At 61.0% G+C, this 17,880-nt stretch carries 14 protein-coding genes; 7 read left to right on the forward strand and 7 right to left on the reverse strand.

The genetic code is table 11. The annotated features are described in order from the left end of the window. Positions 1–155: 155 nt before the first annotated feature. The 3 genes from CA237_RS08940 to CA237_RS08950 form a co-directional block, all read right to left on the reverse strand. Positions 156–1,259, reverse strand: coding sequence for a capsular biosynthesis protein (locus CA237_RS08940; RefSeq protein WP_126013744.1), 1,104 nt, complete (start codon positions 1,257–1,259; stop codon positions 156–158). A 79-nt stretch (positions 1,260–1,338) separates the two neighbouring features. Further along, positions 1,339–2,532 carry a hypothetical protein gene (locus tag CA237_RS08945; RefSeq protein ID WP_126013746.1) on the reverse strand — a complete coding sequence of 398 codons (1,194 nt, stop codon included), beginning with the start codon at positions 2,530–2,532 and terminating at the stop codon, positions 1,339–1,341. A 10-nt stretch (positions 2,533–2,542) separates the two neighbouring features. Next, positions 2,543–2,785, reverse strand: a complete 243-nt coding sequence (locus CA237_RS08950; RefSeq protein ID WP_241215455.1) for a hypothetical protein — start codon at positions 2,783–2,785, stop codon at positions 2,543–2,545. A 68-nt stretch (positions 2,786–2,853) separates the two neighbouring features. Here CA237_RS08950 and CA237_RS08955 point away from each other — a divergent pair, with 68 nt between their 5' ends. The 7 genes from CA237_RS08955 to CA237_RS08985 all read left to right on the forward strand — a co-directional run bounded on the left by CA237_RS08955 (position 2,854) and on the right by CA237_RS08985 (position 12,172). Further along, positions 2,854–3,972, forward strand: a complete 1,119-nt coding sequence (locus CA237_RS08955) for a hypothetical protein (RefSeq protein ID WP_126013748.1) — start codon at positions 2,854–2,856, stop codon at positions 3,970–3,972. Further along, positions 3,969–5,360 (forward strand): cytochrome P450, encoded by a 1,392-nt coding sequence (locus tag CA237_RS08960; protein ID WP_126013750.1) that lies wholly within the window; start codon positions 3,969–3,971, stop codon positions 5,358–5,360. Before CA237_RS08955 ends, CA237_RS08960 begins: the two co-directional genes overlap by 4 nt. A gap of 399 nt (positions 5,361–5,759) precedes the next feature. Beyond that, complete coding sequence (gene gmd / locus CA237_RS08965) at positions 5,760–6,827, forward strand: GDP-mannose 4,6-dehydratase (RefSeq protein ID WP_126013752.1); 1,068 nt, start codon at positions 5,760–5,762, stop codon at positions 6,825–6,827. Position 6,828: 1 nt separating this feature from the next. Then, positions 6,829–7,812, forward strand: a complete 984-nt coding sequence (locus tag CA237_RS08970) for a GDP-L-fucose synthase (protein ID WP_126013754.1) — start codon at positions 6,829–6,831, stop codon at positions 7,810–7,812. Positions 7,813–7,825: 13 nt separating this feature from the next. After that, positions 7,826–9,157 carry an exopolysaccharide biosynthesis polyprenyl glycosylphosphotransferase gene (locus CA237_RS08975; RefSeq protein ID WP_206432964.1) on the forward strand — a complete coding sequence of 444 codons (1,332 nt, stop codon included), beginning with the start codon at positions 7,826–7,828 and terminating at the stop codon, positions 9,155–9,157. 175 nt (positions 9,158–9,332) lie between these two features. Continuing rightward, positions 9,333–10,286 (forward strand): UDP-glucuronic acid decarboxylase family protein, encoded by a 954-nt coding sequence (locus tag CA237_RS08980; protein ID WP_126013755.1) that lies wholly within the window; start codon positions 9,333–9,335, stop codon positions 10,284–10,286. 188 nt (positions 10,287–10,474) lie between these two features. Continuing rightward, positions 10,475–12,172 (forward strand): hypothetical protein, encoded by a 1,698-nt coding sequence (locus CA237_RS08985; RefSeq protein WP_164523851.1) that lies wholly within the window; start codon positions 10,475–10,477, stop codon positions 12,170–12,172. A gap of 72 nt (positions 12,173–12,244) precedes the next feature. On the opposite strand, the gene CA237_RS08990 is transcribed toward CA237_RS08985, so the two are convergent. From CA237_RS08990 to CA237_RS09005, 4 genes are all read right to left on the reverse strand, one after another. Further along, positions 12,245–13,363, reverse strand: a complete 1,119-nt coding sequence (locus CA237_RS08990) for a hypothetical protein (RefSeq protein WP_126013757.1) — start codon at positions 13,361–13,363, stop codon at positions 12,245–12,247. 115 nt (positions 13,364–13,478) lie between these two features. Further along, positions 13,479–15,668, reverse strand: coding sequence for a polysaccharide biosynthesis tyrosine autokinase (locus tag CA237_RS08995; RefSeq protein ID WP_126013758.1), 2,190 nt, complete (start codon positions 15,666–15,668; stop codon positions 13,479–13,481). Between the two features lie 10 nt (positions 15,669–15,678). Then, positions 15,679–16,389, reverse strand: a complete 711-nt coding sequence (locus CA237_RS09000) for a polysaccharide biosynthesis/export family protein (protein ID WP_126013759.1) — start codon at positions 16,387–16,389, stop codon at positions 15,679–15,681. Between the two features lie 58 nt (positions 16,390–16,447). Next, a complete protein-coding gene (locus tag CA237_RS09005) occupies positions 16,448–17,812 on the reverse strand; it encodes an O-antigen ligase family protein (RefSeq protein WP_126013760.1) in 1,365 nt (454 codons plus the stop codon). Positions 17,813–17,880: the final 68 nt, after the last annotated feature.

Genomic DNA, 17,880 nt, shown 5'->3' on the forward strand with positions numbered 1-17,880 from the left:
GGATAATGTGAGCAGCCATCTCCGATTGCGAGCAGCGCCCGATGATGGCGAGCACGCTGGCAGCTAATTTGAGCACGATGCCGCCCGCCAGTGGCAGAGAGCGTGAGCACAAAATCGCTCCGATGGCGAGCAGACGCCGCTATGTTTGCGAGCCGCTACACGTAGACGTCCGCCTGCGGCGGTTGCGGATGCAGCCAGAAACCGTCGAGCGATCCCTGATGCGTGACGAGCGGCATGTCATAGACCGCATGGCCAAGGACCATCGTCGGTATTCCCCGGCGCAGCGCCAGCGTGCCCGCGGTACTGTTCACGGTTACCATCCCCAGCGTGCGACCGATCAGCAGGTCGAGATCGGCTTCCTCGACGAACATCACACGTCCGGCAATATTCAGCCGCCTGGCCTGCCGAGCGATCGCTGCCGCCGGTGTCCGCAGATCATAGGCGAGCGGATGCTGCTTGATGACGAGCAGGGTGCCACCGGGGGCATGGGCGGCGAAACTCTGCAGGATATAGTCCGTCGCCACCTCCATGCCGGCGAAGGGGGAATGGGTCCTGATTTGGTGATCGGAGGATAGTTGCAGGGGCAGCAGGAAGAAAGGCTGCGTTCCCAACCGCTCCAGGGTTCGTGCCGATCGCCGCATGGCCCAGGATCGAGTAAGGGCCCGGCGCATCCAGCCCGCGGCCTCGACCGCCATGTTGTGCGGGCGATGGCTGCGATAGCGACGGAAACGCAACGCCGTACCCAGACTGGCGACATGATAGGCCAAGACCTGTTGCAACCGACGTTCGAAACTGGCGGGAACCCCTGGCAACGGCGCAATCGGGGGAAGGCCGCGCGCTTCGTTCAGATAGAAATGCGGATCACCGGGCAATGCGGAATTGCCGTTCACCCCGTCGCGTTCCAGCGTCATGAAATCGGGGCGGATATATCCTTCCTCGAACACATGAATACGGCAGCCGCGCCGTCGCGCGATGCCATGCGCGGCCCGGTGCAGCGGGCGACAATCGCCATAGAGGATCAGGTCGGTGATGTCGTGCTGCCGGATGAAGTCGTCCACGAACATCGGCCATTGCCCGGTGCCACCGGTATAGTCATGGCCTTGTCCTTGCCAGTCGTGGCGGTCGCCCCCGTTCAGGTTGATCCGTTCCACTGCATGGCCTTCCAGGCGCAGGCGTTCCGCCAGAAGGTGGAAGAACGGGCCATGCGGCCCCTGAAGGAACAGGAAGCGGCGGCCCCGGACGACAGGAGCCTGATACATCGGTTCCGCGATCTCCTTGGTACAAGGTGGGCGGACAAGGGATGAACGGCTTGATTTACAAGCGCAAGTCCTGTTTCGATCAAATGGCGCGGCGCACTACCAGCGCGAACCGGGACAGGGTGCCCTTGCCCGGCGCGGTCGTCAGTGCGCTGCCGCCGAAGCACAGCTGGGCCACCTGATGCCCGCGCGACACCAGCAACAGGCCGATACGTTCGACGTCACGCCGCCCGGGCACCGGCCCCGCTTCCGGATCCAGCACGTCGCGTGGCGTTGCATCGAACGGCAGGATGGCGATGGTGAGACCGCCGGGTTTGAGAGTACGCAACATGTCCTCGACGCCGCCGAGCAGCCGCTGCCGACCGATATGCGTTACATGGGGGGGGCAGGTCGCATAGCAGAAATCGAACCCCGCCATGCCCGCGCAAGTATCGGCCGGCCACCAGTCCGGTGCCATCGCCGATATCCCGTCGACCAAGTCCGCTCCGGCACCAGCGGCCATCATGCGGCACCCTGCGGCATCGAGGATACGGATCAGCGGGTCGTCCGTTCCTCCGGCCGCACCGATTGCCAGGCCACGCGCGCCCACGCGCGCCACGTCGTACCGCTCCAGCGTGCGGGCGATGAAGACCCGCTCCCAGCGTTCGAGCGGGGTGCCATGCGGCAGATGCTGGTCCCACTGTGCGAAGACGTGCTCACGCAACTGCCCGGCGGTGGCATGTTGCGATACCGGCGCCGCCAACGTCGGTTCGTGCATCGATACCAGTTGCGGCACCATGCCGATCCGGTCGGTCCGGGCGACGAAGTCCGACGGGCGCGTCGGATCGTCGGCATCGGGGACGCTGCGCCGCGCGATGACGCCCAGCGTCCGCGCGGTGACCCGGGTGTCGCCATGGATATGGCCCAGGATGGCATAGCTGTTCCCGGCTTCCGTATCGACCGACAGGCTGGCCGATCCACCCTGGCGGATCATGTCGGTCATCTGCGTCTGCGAGATCGCGACCTGTCGCGCGTCCGCGCCGACAAAATCGGGCAGTTCGTGGATGCGCAGGATCAACGTACCACGTTCGGCGGCAAGGTCGCCTGCCTCGACGATGAACGTCACCCGTGCCGTGCCACAGCCGAGGTACAGCGTATGAAACGCATAGTCGGGTACGTCGCCGGGTTCGTCTCCGCCAACCCCCTCGATCCGGCTTGCAAGGTTTGGCCAGAAGGCAAAGGGGTCCAGCGCCAGGCTGTCGCCGGCGGCATCCAGCGTGCGGGGGTCGACGATCATCGGCCGGCCGTCACGGAGCCTTCACGAACCGCCGCACCATCTGTCCGCGCCACAGCCACCGTCCCGGATGGTAGTTGAAGAAGAACCAGCCATAACACAGGCATGCGGCGAGGACGGGTATCGCCATCGGGTCGCCATTGGCGCGCATCCGGCGGTAGAGCGCAAGATCGGCATGCCACCGGTCACGTTCGCCACCCCCCCCCGGCAATGCCATAGGCGTTGTCGTGCCGCCGGCATCCCGCATTGCGATCATACCGGGTTGAATCCATGAAATAACAATAATTTCGTGCGCGGGTCACCCTGCTATGGTAGCCAGGCGCCATGGCGGTCCTCAAGCGAAAAATATTCTATATCGCCGGTTTCGATGCGCGCGGTGCACGCTATTACCATCATCTTCTGGATGAACAACTGGCGTCCCATGCGGCCAAGACGGGGGAACGCATCACCGTGTCGCCGCGGACGCACGGTTCGCGCATGCGTGACGACTGGGCCGTGGAAAATGCGACTGCCGGCGTGTCCACCGCCTTCACCTTTCTGCGCTGGGACGACTTGGTACGCGTCGCTTGGGTGCGCAATCCGCTGACGCTCGCATGGCGGACATTGTGGGCTTATCTGCAGATGCTGGGTCAGCTTGACTTCGCGCGGTTGCGACCGATGGGGCGCGGGCAATTGGTGACGTTCCTCTATCCATTGCTGTTGGCGGTCGTGCTGCCGGCCGTGATCGCGCTGGCGGCGTTCGGGCTGCTCGTATCGTTCGTATCGGTGACGATGGCCGCTGCGCTCGCCGTGGCGATCGGCCTGGCGGGGGCGGTGCCGCTGCTGCGCCGGGTCCATGCGCCATGGCTCATCCGTTTCTACATCTTCAATGCCGGGATCGCGAAGGGGTGGCCGGCGGCACTCGATGCGCGACTGGACGATTTCGTCGATGCGATCGCATCAGAGGTCGATGGCTATGACGAGGTGCTGCTGGTTACGCACAGCAACGGTTCGATCCTGGCGATGCCGGTCATGGACCGGCTCCTTGCCCGCTGGCAGGGGGTGGCTCCCGCCGGTTTTGCGCTCGTGACGCTGGGCCAATGCATTCCGTTGCTGGCATGCCGGCGTGATGCCGCGCTGTTCCGCGATACGCTGGGGCGGGTCGCACAAGGCGATTTTCGCTGGATCGACATCGGTTCTCCGCCCGACGGTGCGGCTTATCACGGCGTCAATCCGTTGCTGATCCACGCCGATACGGCGCGCCCGCGCGTCGAGCTGATCTCTCCGCGTTTCCACTTGTTCTACGATCCGGCGACCTATCATCGCGGTCTGCGCAACAAGTTCGAAATCCATTTCGATTATCTGCGCAGCGGCGACCGTGTGTCGCCGGTCGACCTGCCCAGCCTGACGACCGCGCCCCGTCCGATCGACGATGCCGTGGACGCGGTGCGCCGGGCATCGTGACCGAACGCTTCGTTCCACCCTATCCCAAACCGGCGCGGGACCGGGCGTCGCTTGCCCGCCGCTTCGTCCGGTCATGGCATTCGTGGATTCATGTGCTGTTCGAGAAGAGCTACACGATGAAGATGGGCGAAATCCATCTGCCCGCGCTCGACTTCTACATCGCGAACGAACCGTCGCTCGTGAAGCGGATCATGGCCGACCCCAGCATCGTCTTTCCCAAGCATCACCTGCTGCGGCGGATGCTCGACCCGCTGATCGGGAACAGCCTGTTTTCGGCCAACGGAGAAGATTGGCGCCATCAACGCGCGATGGTTGATCCCGCGTTTTCACACACGGCGATGGGTACGGTTCTACCCCTGATGGCGGCGGCGGTCGATGCGCTGATCGCCCGCATTGCCAGGCTGGACCTGACAAAGGCAGTGGAGATCGAGCCGCTGATGACCCATGTCGCTGCCGACATCATCTTCCGAACACTGTTTTCGCAACCGCTGGGCGATGGTGATGCCGCAGTGATCCATGCGGCGTTCACCCGGTATCAGCGGCAGGCGCAGTCGGCAGCGCTGCTGCGGCTCTATCGTCTGCCCACCCTGGGATTTCAGCGCCGGGCGGAGGCGGCGGCCGGGCACATCCGTGCGGTGTTCGAACCGATCGTGCGCGCGCGGTATGATGCGGTGATGCGCGGCGGTGATGCGGCGGCGGGGGATGGCGACATCCTGCAATCGCTGCTCGCCGCGCGGCATCCTGAAACCGGTCAGGCATTTACCTTTGACGAAGTGATGGGCCAGGTCGGCACGATCTTCCTTGCCGGACATGAAACCAGTGCCAGTGCGATGGCATGGAGCCTGTACCTGCTGGCCGCTGCACCTTGCTGGCAGGACGCGGTGCGCCAGGAGGCGGCCATGGCCATGGAAGACGGAGACATCGGACCGAAGACGCTGCGCGCGCTGCCGGTCACGCGCAATGTGTTCCGCGAAGCATTGCGGCTGTACCCGCCAGTCAGCTTTCTGCTGCGCGAGGTCACCTGTCCGACCCGGATGCGGGACAAGGACATGCCGACGGGCGCGATGCTGGTCGTGTCGCCCTGGCTGGTACAGCGCAACAGTGACCACTGGCCCGATCCGCATGCCTTCGATCCGGGGCGGTTCGACCGGGCGGAGGCACGCGAAGCCTGCCGTGACGCCTATTTCCCCTTCGGACGAGGGCCGCGCACCTGCGTGGGGGCGGGCTTTGCGCATCAGGAAGGTGCGCTGGTGCTGGCGCGGATGGTCACCGCCTTCGGATTGGCACCGGTTGCGGGCGATGCGCCCGAACCGGTCAGCCGGCTGACGTTGCGATCACGACGGGGCATCCGGCTGCGTCTCGCCCGGATCCGTGCCCTTCCGATGTGAATCCGTCCGTTCGGCTATGATAGATCGGCCATGAAGAAAGCGCTGAAGTGGTCCTGACGGCCATGCCGGCTCTTGTTGGACCGGTTACGGGCCGCCACCGCATTACGATAGGGCCACGGCGCATTCCCGCCTATTGGACCTGTCCGTAAAGGGTAGCTGACGCAGGGCTACGATGTCCCACCTACGACTATGCGCCGCTCTGCACCAAAGCCCTATGAAACACTGGCAATCGGCGGATGATGCTCCTAAACGCACGAACAATAGGGGGCATGCCTGTCGATGCTGTATTCGCCGTTCTCACGAGAGAGATGTACGGTCAGGAATACGGCATCGGGTAGCGATGTAGCGGATAGTGCGCTGCAGCTTGCCGCACGACGATGACAAGGTAAGGGATCATTAATGTCGGACAAGAAGGTTGCATTGATTACCGGCATCACGGGGCAGGATGGTGCGTATCTTGCCCAACTTCTGCTCGACAAAGGCTATGAAGTCCATGGAGTTAAGCGACGTTCGTCGTCGTTCAATACCGGCCGTATCGAAAATATCTACCAAGATCCCCATGAAAAGGACGCCCGGTTCCATCTGCATCATGGCGACCTTACCGACTCCACGAATCTGATCCGTCTGGTTCAACAGACCCAGCCTGTCGAAATCTACAACCTTGCCGCCCAGAGCCATGTCGCGGTCAGCTTCGAAACGCCTGAGTACACGGCTAATGCTGATGGTATCGGTACCTTGCGCCTGCTTGAGGCGATCCGCATCCTTGGCATGGAAACGTCGACCCGCTTCTATCAGGCATCGACCAGCGAACTTTATGGTTTGGTGCAGGAAGTGCCGCAGCGCGAAACGACCCCCTTCTATCCGCGTTCGCCCTATGCCGCGGCCAAGCTCTATGCCTACTGGATCGTGGTGAACTATCGCGAGGCCTATGGCATGCATGCCTCGAACGGCATCCTGTTCAATCACGAAAGCCCGCTACGCGGCGAAACCTTTGTGACGCGCAAGATCACACGGGCCGCCGCCGCCATCAAGCTGGGCCGTCAGGAAAAACTGTATCTCGGCAATCTGGATGCCAAGCGCGACTGGGGCCATGCCCGCGAATATGTCCGTGGCATGTGGCTGATGCTCCAGCAGGACAACGCCGACGACTATGTGCTGGCGACCGGTGAAACCACGCCGGTGCGAACCTTTGTCGAATGGGCGTTTGCCGATGTGGGAATCACGCTGCGCTGGGAGGGCGAAGGCGAGGCCGAAAAGGGATATTGTGGTGAAACCGGCCGCTGTCTGGTCGAGGTCGATCCGCGCTACTTCCGTCCGACCGAGGTTGACCTACTGATCGGCGATCCTACGAAGGCGCGTGAGAAGCTGGGCTGGACCCATGATACCAGCCCGCGTGACCTTGCTCGAGAGATGGTATTGGCGGACCTCGAACTCATGAAGACCGCCCCAATCAACAAGGGTGCCTGACATGGCCGTCGCACCCTATGCGCTTGGGGGTAAGCGGGTCTTTGTCGCGGGACATCGCGGGATGGTGGGGTCGGCCATTGTCCGCCGGCTTGCCAACGAAAACTGTACCGTGCTGACTGCATCGCGTACCGAGCTCGATCTGAAGGATCAGGCATCGGTCCGCGCATGGTTCGGCGACCAGAGGCCCGATGCGGTCTTCCTGGCGGCGGCAAAGGTCGGCGGCATCCTCGCCAACGACCGCTATCCGGCTGACTTCCTGTACGACAATCTGATGATCGAAGCGAATGTCATTGAGGCGGCCCATCGGCACGACACCGGCAAGCTGCTATTTCTTGGCTCTTCGTGCATCTATCCCAAGTTTGCCGAACAACCCATCACCGAAGAAGCGCTGCTAACTGGATCGCTTGAACCGACCAACGAATGGTACGCGATCGCCAAGATCGCCGGTATCAAGCTGGCCCAGGCATATCGGCGACAACACGGCCGCGATTTCATTTCAGCCATGCCGAGCAACCTGTATGGGCCCGGCGACAATTATGATCTGGCCGGCAGCCATGTCCTGCCTGCCCTGATCCGCAAGGCGCATGACGGCAAGGTCGCTGGCGCTGCCTCGTTCGAAATCTGGGGTACCGGAACGCCGCGCCGCGAGTTCCTGCACGTCGATGATCTGGCCGATGCATGCGTCTATCTGATGCAGTCATATTCAGCAGAAGAGCATATCAATATAGGTTATGGCAGTGACATCACGATCGGTGAGGTCGCCCGTCTTGTCGCCGACGTCGTGGGCTTTGAAGGACGGATCGTTAACGATACGACGCGACCCGACGGCACACCGCGCAAGTTGATGGACAGCAGCCGGCTCTTCGCCACCGGATGGCGCCCTCGGGTGGCGCTGGCCGACGGTATCGCTGCGGCCTATCGGGAATTCCTCGATGTGTCCGTGGTAAAGCGAGGCGTCAATTCATCTCTCGTCAACCAGTGTTGAAACCGTTTCTCGAATGATGGTTGTGGATCAGGAAAAAATCACCTCGCGCAACGTCGATCCAAGTCTGGATTCGATTGCGATCTCTTCATCGCGTCCGGCGTTGATGTACTGGATCGGCTCGCGTAGCCTGCTGATTACCTTGCTGCTCGTGATCATCCTGAACATTCTCGTCATCGGTTCGCCATTCGAAGCGTTCCAGCCCAATCGACCGGCCGGTATTTCGCTACTATTCTCCTGTGGTGCGGTCATCGCCAGCGCATTTGCGATGAACCGGATCGAAAGTTTTCCGGGCGTGGCTAAGTTCCACTACATAACTCCGGTCATCCTGAGCTGCTACGCGATCGCGATCATGCTCATCCTCGTCCTGCGGTTGGAGTACAGTAATTTCGTGCTGGGCTTCAGCCTTGCCATTACGCTTCTAGCAAATTTCGTGTTGTTTGCGGTGCGCGAACGTACTGCGCCGCCAAACCATTATTATCTGGTGCATGGCGGCCGAACCGATCAGATCAATCTGCCGCCGGACATCAATCTGGTATGGGCCGATACGCCGAAGGTTCCTGAGGAGCCCGGTGCGATGATCGTGGCGGACCTCCACCACGATCATGATCCGAAATGGCTCCGGGTCTTTGCGCAGGCTGCATTGCGCGGCATCCCGGTCTATCATGTGACCGAGGTGATCGAGACTATTACCGGCCGGGTGCAGATCGACCATATCTCGGAGAACCATTTTGGTTCGCTCCTGATCGTTGGCACCTATGCCACCACCAAGCGCATCGTCGATATTATGGCGGCGCTGGTATTACTGGTCGTGTTCGCGCCGCTGTTGGTCGTGATCGCAATCTTGGTGCGCATGGATTCGCCGGGCCCTGCGCTATTCCGCCAGCAGCGCGTCGGCTTTCGGGGGGGAATATTCGAAGTTCTGAAATTTCGGTCGATGCGGGTTGCAACAGAGAATGCCGATGCCCGCGCCTCGGCGATGACACAAAAGGACGATGATCGCATCACCCGCTTCGGTCGGTTTCTTCGCCGGTCGCGGATCGATGAGCTTCCGCAGCTCATTAATGTCCTGCGCGGAGAGATGAGCCTGATTGGCCCACGCCCTGAAGCGCTGGCATTGTCGCGCTGGTATCTTCGCGAAATCCCGTTCTACGAATATCGGCACATCGTCCGGCCCGGAATCACCGGTTGGGCACAGGTTAATCAGGGCCATGTCACCAGCCTAACCGATGTCCGGGAAAAGCTCTATTATGATTTCTTCTACATCAAGAGTTTTTCATACTGGATCGATATGCTGATCGTCATTCGAACTGTAAAGACTATCCTGACTGGCTTTGGGTCGAAGTAGATTGGCTGAGGTGCGTCTGCACGCCGATCCGAAGATCGCGTCATTCGTTCGCTGAAGTCATATAATTTGTGCAATACATTGTCTCGATCAACATGGCCGCAGTGATATAATCAACCGCGTCCTTCATTAATCGCATCGCGATGCCTATCGCAAAATGCAGCAAGAGGAATATTCAATGGCGCGTAGTTATAACATCCGCAAGAGGGTGCTGGTAACAGGCGGGGCCGGTTTCCTGGGATCTCACCTGATCGATCGATTGCTGGATCGCGGCGATGAGGTGTTATGCGTTGACAATCTCTTTACCGGCGACAAACGCAATTTGGATCATGTCCACGGTCATGGGCGGTTCGAATTTCTGCGCCATGATATTTCATTTCCGCTTTACGTAGAAGTTGACGAGATTTACAATCTTGCCTGCCCTGCATCACCGGTTCACTACCAGCATGATCCGGTACAGACGACCAAGACCAGCGTATTAGGCGCGATCAATATGCTTGGGCTCGCGAAGCGGCTTAGCTGCCCGATCTTCCAGGCATCGACCAGCGAGGTCTATGGCGATCCAGCGGTGCATCCACAGCCGGAAAGCTATTGGGGGCACGTGAATACGATCGGCCCGCGGTCCTGTTACGACGAAGGCAAGCGTTGCGCCGAAACTTTATTCTTCGATTACCGGCGCCAGCACAAGCTATCGATCAAGGTTGCGCGCATCTTCAACACGTACGGCCCGCGCATGCATCCTGCGGACGGACGGGTCGTCTCCAACTTCATCATCAGTGCGTTGAAGAGTGAACCGATCACGATTTATGGTGACGGCAGCCAGACGCGGTCCTTCTGCTACGTAGACGACCTGGTCGAAGGTTTCCTGCGGCTCATGGACACCGATGATACGGTGACGGGACCGATCAACATTGGTAATCCAGGCGAATTCAGCATGCTCGAGCTTGCCGAAAAGGTGCTGGAACTCACCGGATCGCGGTCCGGAATCACGTATCTGCCGCTTCCGCAAGACGATCCCAAGCAGCGTCGACCCGATATCACGCTGGCGCATAAAACATTGGACTGGAAGCCAAATATCGAGCTCGAAGAAGGGCTGCGGCGCACGATCGCCTATTTCCGGAACTTTGCCTGACGGATCGAATGGCTCGGTCGTTCGATCATGCCGCAGGTTGGTTGCGTCGTCGGCGTGCCCGAGGGCAGGGCGAAGACGGGATATTTGCGCGATGATGCCTGTGCGAGGGCGGAAGTGATCTGAACGATGTCGGGTTCGGCGCGAGATGGGAAAGGTACCCTGTGACAGCAATCTCGCGCCGGGCGGCCATGATCGGACTTGGCACCAGTGGCATGGCACTCACGGCCCCGGTGGTGCTGCGCACCCAGCAGGCATCGAACGGTGATGGACCAGTGACCGCCGGTTTGGTCCAGGTAATGCCGGGACGTCGGCGGATCGACCGACCGATAACAGTATCGGGTTATGGCACCCTCGTGCTTTCGGGCGGGGGCTCGGCGGTGGCCGGGACTGGGCGGGCAGGCAGCTTGATCGTCGGTGGCGGCGCGAGGCAGGCATCGCAATGGTTCCAGCCCGTGCGCGGTGTGGCGCGCAGAGGCGACAATGTGCTGGCCCCTGCATCGGTCGACGGGTATCGCGAAGGTCAGATGGTCCTGGTACTGGGGGGGCGCTCGCAAAACAGTAGCCCGGGCAATCCTATCGCCAAGACGCGGCAGTTCTTGACCATCGTCGCGGTCGACCAAGTGCAGGGCAGCTTGCGCTTCTCTACCCCCCTTGAAAGTGATCTGTCGGCATCCGACCATGCCGCGATCAGCAGGCCCGATGCTCCGGTTACCGTCGCGTCGACGATCCAAAACCTACAGATCGGCGCAATCGAAGCATCGGCGGTGGTTTACACCCATTCCATCGAACTCGCATATGTCGTGTCGGTTCGCGACATGATTATCAGCGGTGACGCCGCCAGCGGTTTCGTCGCCCATAGCGACCATGTCGTGTACGATAACGTAGCATTTTCCGGTTACAGCGGGATATCCTGTGCGCGTGGCACACGTCGTGTCAGTTGGCGCGACTGCTCCTACACACCGCGTGCCAAGGGTGCGGAGGGCTATTGCGCCTTCCTTGAAGAGTCTCCGGAAAGCGTACTCGTCGATAATTTTCGAGCGCGTGGTGGTCAGTTCAAGATTACCAGCATGAGCGACGATGATGTGTACAAGGCCATCCTTGTCCGTGATCTGGATCTGGACTTTGACGGAACTGGCGTGCGGGACAACCGTGTGGTGCAAGTACCTGCAATCGAGATCGCGTTTGCCGCATCTGGCACGAGTATGGTTCGCTTCGAACGCGGCACGGTTCGTACACCCGGCGGCACCTATCTGTTTTCCGATCGAGAGATTCCGCGTTGTGCTGTGTTCGTTCACGCATCGCGCAACGTGCGCTTGAGCGGTCTTCGTTTTGCAGGCCTGCGACCCGATGCCTATGCGATTGCTGTCGATGGCACCAACTGCTTTGGTCTCGAGATAGACGATTGCATGATCGTCGATGGATCGGGCAAGGGGTTGTGCCATCCATCGGTTCTGGCGAACCTCGGCTCTGATGCGAATGGATCAACGCTGAAGCGGATGGATCGTCTCGAGATTGGTCTGTCACAAGGGCGCGTGCTGGTCAGTTGGCGTCCCGAAATCGGTGAAATGCTGTGCGAATGGCCCCGTGGCCCGGCCCGCAGGGTAGGACGGTTCGCCGCCGACGGCCAACGCCACCGCATCGTGCTTGACATCGTCGTGGGCCAAGCGGGAGGTCGATCCTTTCTTCGTAGCGAAGTCGATATTGGCGACGACGTACGCGAGGCGGATACCGGCCGCGCCGTTCCGTCCGGCTTTCCACTGCGTGTGATGCGAAACGGCAAAGAAAACGAAGTGGTTATCGCCCCGTCACAGGGGGCCTCGTGGCAGGGCCGAATACAATACCTGATGCCGGATCCCGGCGATGGACAGCGTTTTTCTCTATCCTGAGCACGGCTTGCCATCGTGCGAGCGACATTGCTCGCACGATGCGATCGCCCGGATCGGTGCATACCTGCGGGATCAGCCCGCCGGCGTCAGCGCAACCTTCCTGACTTGGCCGCTGACGCCCTCCATCGCCGATGATGGACGAATGACCAACTGCAGGACTTGGGCGGGACAATTGGCGGGCACGACTACGTTGCCTGCGAACCGTCCATTGTCGACCGACGAGCGGGGCAATTCGATCCGACCGGCGTCGCGCCCGTCGTTGCAGACCAACTGCCAGTAAGGCTGGGATTGGGCGTCCTGATCGACGCCGGACGTCACCCCCTCGATCCGATAGCGGCCGGGCGGCAAAAGTTGAGTCTGCTGCAATGCCGTCCCGCCGATGGTAGAGGGGGTCATAAACTCGAAGCCACCGTCCTGGCCAGGGTCCCGAATCGAGGCGATGATACCGGACTCATTCTCGGCCAGCTTCCAGTCGAACAGGCTGGGGTTCGCCGGTTGCTGGTTGAACTGCGGATCACGCGAACTTCTCCGGTCGATTCCTTTTCGGAAGGTGGCATAATAGGACCAGGCGTCGTCGAACTTGCCATTCGTGACGAGTGCGTCGACGACCGCGACCCTGGCCGTTGCCGGTACGGGATATCCCCGCGCCGTTAAACGCCGCAAAAAGGCCGCGTCGACGGTCGGGCCTGCGCCCGTACCGGTCATATGGACGACGAACACCTGTCCCCAGGGCGGATGGAACGCAACCAGCCTGTTCGCGAGCGCATCGGCAATCGCCGGGTCGCTGATCGCTTCGGACAGGATCGGGAACAGGACTTCAGACGCGGATTTCGTCGTTCGCAGCGCGATGTCATATTCTTTCAAGGCTTGAGGTATGTCGCCGCGGCCAACCGCATCTTCGATCAGCCAGAGACGCGTGCCAAACTCCCGCCGCGACAGGGCGTCCGAGTGGTGGAATAACGTCCGCGCATAAACGGTGTCGCCGGAAAGTTGGGCATTGAGCGCAAGGGCAGTCAAGGCCGATGCCGCTAGTCCTTCGTCAGCAAGTGCCTGACGAGCGAGCTGGTTCCCACGCATGCGTCGCGGGTTATCGGTATTGCGTGTGACGATCTGCTCGGCCAGCTCGCCCGCCACACGGCCATCATGCGGTGCCAGGCGATAGGCACGCTCGGCATTCGTCTTCGCTATCACGAAGGCCAGCGTGCCGGTCGTCGATCCATATCCAACAACCAGTGCGACGGCGGCGAGGCTACCCCGTACGATCCATGCACGGGGGGATTGCCGCTCTGTCCGACTGACGGATCGCTTAGCCCTTGTCGCGGCCATAGCCATAGCCATAGGCATAATCGGTGCCATAGCCATAATTGGCTTTCCGGGTTTCGAACTTGGTCAGGACACCGCCCAGAATGTGGGCGTTGGCAGCCAGCAACCTCTGCAACGCGGACTTCACGACGGTCGATCGAATACCATGGGACTCGATGGTGTAGATGATGCCCTCCACGCGTGCGGCGATCAGCGGCGCATCGGCAAGACCCATGACCGGCGGGCTGTCGATCACGACATGGTCATAGCTCTCAAGCAGACGCCCGAGCAGCACCTGCAGGCGGTTGCCAGTCAGCAGTTCCGCGGCATTGGGCGGTATCGGACCGGCCGACATGGCGGTGAAGCCAAGGTCGCGCATCTCGAAAACGAGCTGCCCAATATCATCCTGCCCGGCGAGGAAGTTCGACAGGCCGTGATCGTGATCAACACCGCCGAAGTGATGGACCGAAGGCGATCGCATGTCGCCGTCGATCAGGATAACCTTCTTCTGGGCGCGTGCCAGCATCGTGGCGATGGCCAGCGCAGTTGTCGACTTGCCTTCGGCCGGCCGCGTTGACGTGACCGCGAGCGAGCGCGGGACGCCATGTTCGGTGGTGAAGCCAAGCGTCGTCTGGATTGCCAGATAGGCATCGACAAGATCGGACTTGCGATCGAGCAGCGCTTCGCGCGGTTCGACGTCTTCCACCTTCGGCACCGATCCCAGCAGCGGCAGGCCCAGTCGGCGCTCCACTTCCCGGGGATCGGCGATCGCCTCATCCATCTGCTCGAGCGCAAAGGCCAGACCCGTACCGATTACCAAACCGGTTAACAGGGATATGAACAGGTTGATGAGCAGGCGGGGACTGGACGGCTTTTGCGGAATATCGGCCGGATCGACGACCGAAATGTTGTTGACGCCAACGCCGCCGGCAACCCCGATTTCCTTGAACCGCTGCAGAAGGCCATCATACAGGGCGCGGTTGGTATCTACTTCCTGCTGATAGATATTGTACTGGATGCTGCGCCGGCGAAGGTCGAGATAGCTCGACTTCAGCCCTTCGACCCGGCTCCGCAGTGCGCTCTCGCGCTCGGCCGCCTGGCGAAATTCGGCCTGTACCGATCCAGATACGCGGCTTTCCTCACGCTGGATCGAACGGTCGAGCTGGTCGATTTGCGACTGGATTGCGCGTGCCGGCGGATAATCCGGCTCGAACTGGACCATCAGGCGCTGATATTCCGCCGCCAGTTCGGCCCGCCGCTGGCGAAGGCTGTTGATCGCCTGATTCCGCAGCGCTTCGCTCGACTGGCCACCATTGCCGGCCGCGCGGAAGCGTGCCTCGGCGGCGATCCGATCAGCAGTCGCCTGCGACAATGCGGTGTTAAGCGAGGCCAGTTCGTCGGCGACGATCGAGCGCTCGGCCGTCTGGCCACTAGTGGTTTCCTGCGCGGGCAGATTGATGATGCGCTGCTGTTCGGCATAGCTGACCAGCTGGCGCTGGGATTCATCCAGCTTTTCCTTGGCTTGGCCGAGTTCGCGCTGCAGCAGGTTACGACCATAGGAGGTCGCCTGCACCTTGCGTTCCAGATTGGTCTGGATGAAGTTTTCCGCCCAAGCGTTGGCGACTTTCTGCGAGAAAGTTGGATCCGGGCTGGTAAAGCGGATTTCGACCAGACGCGATAGGCGGGTCGGATCGATGCTGGCATGCTCGAGCAGAATCTCGCCAGCGATCCGTTGGCGCACCAAGCGCCCGTCGCCGCCAAACCTGCCATTTGTCTGTCGAAATGCCGGGTCGTCCTGTTTGACGCGGAACAGTTCAAAGAACGACGGGTCGTTCACGAAATTGAGCTGGTTGGCGACACGCTCAGCCAGAACCCGCGATTGTAGCAGGCCGTATTGAGTCTGATAGAACTCCTGGTCAGCGACGCTGGTTTCCCGTTCGACGCCTTGGAAATTCGTGACCTGGCTCGATTCACGGGAAATTTCAATTGTGGCGGTAGCCGTGTATTTCGGCGTCATCAGCAAGGTCACGACAAGGCCCAGGATACCACAGGCAATGACCGCGCCCAGGATGACGTAGCGCCAACGAAGCGCAATCCGGAGATATTGCCGGATGATCGGCGTCCCTTCGTCTCCACCATCGGCAGGTACGAGCAGCGAGACGCCGGGACGAAGCGTAGGACTGACAAGATTCATCGAATGCGCCTTATTGCAGCACGGCGATCAACGGTGCCGCAAGGATAGGCGACAGCGAGACGAAATCACGGAACAAACGTCGTTGCGGTGAATCACCGACGATGATGACGTCATTGGCATAGACGGGCGGGTCGTCATAGGCACCACGCCGGATGGCCGCGATATTGTACAGACCAGCCATGCGCTTGCTACCGACCGTCCGTAGGATAACGATGTCTTCCTGCCGCGCAAACTCGGTCAACCCTTTTGCTGACGCGACGACGTTCATCAGCGTCATCTGGTTGGTCACCGGATACAGGCCTGGTTCGACGACCGATCCGTCGATCGTTACGACTTGGCTGACCGAACTCTTGATGTTCACCGTGACTTGCGGGTTGCGGACATAATGCGCCTTCAGCGCTGTCGCGATTGTGTTCGCCAATTCCTCCGCAGTCTTGCCGCGTGCGTCGATGGTGCCGGCGAGGGGCATGGCGATACGCCCGCTGGCGTCGACCTGCATTTCGCGATCGAGATCGCTGATACCGAAAACACTGACCTCGATCGTGTCGAGCGGGCCGATCAGCGCAGGCCGGTCGGCCGCGACCAGATCGCCGCGGCCAGGTGGCGGCAGGACACTGCTGTCGCGTACCACGGTTAGGCTTCCTGTGGACTGGATCGGTTCCGGCGATCCGCAGGCAGTCGCCGCAAGCGCCAGGCACAATATAGGGTTGAAGAAGCGCATGGGCGTGGAAGTCCCGCAGAATGGGGTGAGATTTAGCCGGCTCTATAGATATTGCGGGCTAGGCGGTAAAGCGGCCTGCATTCGCGCGCGCCATCCATACGGCAGCGATGGTAACGATGGCCATGATCGTCGGCGTGCGAACTGGGTAATCGGCAAGACTGGCGGCAAGGATCAGCAGAACGATACCGGAACCGAGCCGGCCCAGCATCATGCCGTCGTCCATTTTGGCCCACCAGATCCGGATCGAAACGATCAGCCACCACAGGATGCCGGATGCAAGCACAATCAATCCCGGTATGCCCCCGTCGAGCGCGATCCCGAGATAATCGTTATGGGCCTGATTAAAATACGTCATTTTCAGCAGGGCGAACGGTTCGTGGATGCGGAAAACGGGGTCGAACCCGCCAAAGCCAGACCCGAACGGTAGATAGAGATGGATCATTGACACCACGATGGGCCGTGCACGTGTGCGCATGTCCTCCTCGGGGTTGAGCGCCATCAGCCGCTTGATCGCATCGGCCCGGTCGGCCACGAGGCTGAGTGCGACGAAACCGCCGATCACCAAGATGGCGGCGATGACCAGCGCGGGCAGCAGCCAGCGTGGACCGCCGCTCAATTGGCGTTGCAGCTGCCGGCCGACCAATAGCAGGGTCAGAACAAGCGAAATGCCGGCAAGCAATATGCCAGCACGCGATCCTGTCGCTAACGCGGTCAGCACGAATAGGATCACGAGACCTGCGGCAAGCGGTCCACGCCAACGCAGGGCTTTGCGATCCATCAGGGCCCAGACCGGCGCGATCAGACAGCCGATCGACAGGAAGAGTGCGAAATGATTGCGATTGGCAAAGATACTACTGACGACACCTGGCGTATCGTTGAACAGGGGATTGTCGAATCCGGCACCGGAAAATTGTAGCAGGCCGATCACGACCGCCGTGCCGGCCATAGCCAGCAGGATCGCCGGTATCCGGCGATATGTCCGCTCGCTTGCCTGTAGCATCAGGACCAATATCGTAACCGGGACGATCAACGAGGACAGCGCATTACGCGTTGCCCCCGGCGTCATGGTCCAAGGACGCCACGGAAGGGGTTGGCCGGGGACCACAAGAATCTGCCGACCGGGCAAGGCCTGCCACCACGACGGCGGCAGCGGAACGAGCTGGATCAGGGGCAGGGCGATCGTCGCAGCAAGCAGGAACAGGACGGGCTTAATGGCGTGCAGCGTCGAGCGCGTTGGCCGTGGCCCGCCAAGGATCGCGGCAATAAGGATCACCCAGCATCCGGCGCGCACGATCACCTGGGCGATCATGTCGGCACGCGACGCCCCGCCCGCGATCCCGAGCAGTAGGATCAGCGCGATCGACAACATAAGGGGAAGATCAATTTGGAAAAACGGCAGGCGGGCCGAACGCGCATGGATCATTGCGCTGCGTTAGTCGATCATCGTCGAATTTGAAACCGCACGTTCGGACGGAAGCGGAAGAGAGCGCA

This window comes from Sphingomonas sp. ABOLH (genome assembly GCF_003951715.1).
In the GTDB taxonomy this organism is placed as follows: Bacteria; Pseudomonadota; Alphaproteobacteria; order Sphingomonadales; family Sphingomonadaceae; genus Sphingomonas; species Sphingomonas hankookensis_A.